The sequence below is a fragment of the Dubosiella newyorkensis genome (assembly GCF_001945605.1).
Lineage (GTDB): Bacteria > Bacillota_I > Bacilli_A > Erysipelotrichales > Erysipelotrichaceae > Dubosiella > Dubosiella newyorkensis.
Window position 1 is genome coordinate 1 of the sequence record NZ_MPKA01000017.1, and the last position, 2,036, is coordinate 2,036.

Annotated in this window: 1 protein-coding gene; it reads left to right on the forward strand. The window is 44.5% G+C overall.

Annotated elements, in window-relative coordinates; translation table 11 throughout:
• Positions 1 to 240: 240 nt before the first annotated feature.
• Positions 241 to 1,866: a transposase gene (locus tag BO225_RS00255; protein WP_158023758.1), complete on the forward strand. Its 1,626-nt coding sequence runs from the start codon at positions 241 to 243 to the stop codon at positions 1,864 to 1,866.
• Positions 1,867 to 2,036: the final 170 nt, after the last annotated feature.

Below are 2,036 nucleotides of genomic sequence, written 5' to 3' on the forward strand. Positions count from 1 at the left end.
TTGACTCTTCCGGTTTGGAAAACAGAAAATCTGAATACAACGTTTAAAATTTAATATTTAACATTCAATGCTTGAATCTGCAAGCTGAAAATGTTCGAGAACTTTTGTATGAAAGCTCTGTAAAGAATCAATTCTCTCTGTGAACTTAAAAAAGGGGCTGTTAAATTTCTGACAGTCCAAAAATAAAAAGAGGCACCTGATCCGTAATGGATGAGGTGCCTTTTTTGGTAAAATATGTTCATGCTTAATAAACAAAATTACCAAACACACTATAACTCGATTCAGGGCTGTTTGCCACTGCTCCATTCTCTCTTCCCTCATATTGAGATGGATTCTGTCTTCACTACTGTCAGTTCCTTTGTCGATGATTATCTCGACCTTGCCCTTTATCCTTCTTTTGCCTCCTGGCCAGCCTGCCATTTCCCAGCAGACGCCATGCTCAAAGCCGCTCTGATTTCTTTTACTCTTTATGGCTACTGCTCTTTGCGGCAGCAGGAAGAACTTTATTCTCACGACATCCGTCTGCTCTGCCTTTTCAATGGCGAAACTCCTTCTTACGGTACAATTTCCCGCTTTCAGAAGGAATGCCTTACTCCATGCATGGAGGATCTCTTTACGGAATTCAACCGCTATGCCGAACAGAATGATCCTCAGATAGACTCTTCTGTCCTTTATCTGGATGGAACAAAAATTGAAGCCAACGCCAACAAGATGACATTCGTCTGGACAAAGGCCACTCAGAAATATCTGGCCTCCGCATGGAAATCCCTCATCGAGATCTGCGAGAAGCTGAACGCCTGGCTTGCATCCAATGGCTTTCCGGAACGGGTATCTGTTCTCAGAAAACCGGATCCATCTTATCTTCTCGAGCTGGACGCACTGTTTGCTCAGCTTGAAGAGCGCGCAGCCGTTAAAATCGTCACTGGAAAAGGGCACAGAAAACATCCTCTTCAGAAACTGCACGATGATTTTGCGCAGGTATCTGTCCGGCTGCTTCGATATGCCGTCTACGAAGATCTCGCTGACGGACGCAACAGCTTTTCAAAAACGGATCCGGATGCGACCTTCATGCACATGAAATATGACTACTATAACCACACCAATGTTTTCAAACCCGGCTACAATATTCAGCTTGGAGTCAGGAGCGGCTATATCCGGACAGTGTATGTTTCCCAGAACTGCAACGATATCCATGACTTCATTCCTGCCATCGGGACCTACTGTGAGCAGTATGGAAAATACCCGAAAATGGTTCCGGCAGATGCGGGATACGGAAGCTTTGAGAATTATTCCTGGTGCGAAGAGCATGGCATCGAACTGATGATGAAATATTCCGGACAGAACAAGGAGCAGCAGAAGATTACAGACAAAAACAGGTTCAGATCCTGGGCTTTCGGCCGTACCGAAGAAGGTGTGCCAGTCTGTCCTGCCGGTCATATCATGGAATGGAAACGGACAGGCGTATCGAATGCAGGACTTTATCAGCGGAAGACAGATTACTATGGATGCAGCCATTGCCGGGAGTGTCCGCTTCGCAGCAGATGCACAAAAGCAAAAGGTGGCCGTGTCATTCAGATCTGTCATGAACTGGAGAGAATGAAGGCGAAAGTCCGGGAGAACATGTCTTCAGATGCAGGACATGAGATTATGGTCAGCCGGAGCATTCAGGCGGAAGGAACCTTCGGAGATCTTAAAGAAAACTACAGATACAGCCGATTGAGACGCCGGGGACTGGAAAACGTAAAATTTGAGGTGCTTATTGTGGCCATGGGACACAATATCAGAAAATTAAACAACAGAAATCGGATGAGTTGCCCAGAACTCGAACGTTATGGAAAATTAAAGGAGCAGAAAAGCGAAATCTGAAAAAGATTATAAACAGTCTTTTTGAGTTTTGGCTCTTTTCAGTGCGTTCAAAAATTGACTTGAGCGGAAAAACACATCATAAAACAGGATTGAATCAGATAAAAAGCATAGAAAAAGGGGCTGTAAATCTCGCTGATGAAAAATCAGTCGAAATTTAACAGCCCCTTGTT

Excerpts from the sequence above, each read along its gene's own strand:
- BO225_RS00255 (WP_158023758.1), top strand. The coding sequence starts at position 241 with ATGCTTAATAAACAAAATTACCAAACACACTATAACTCGATTCAGGGC.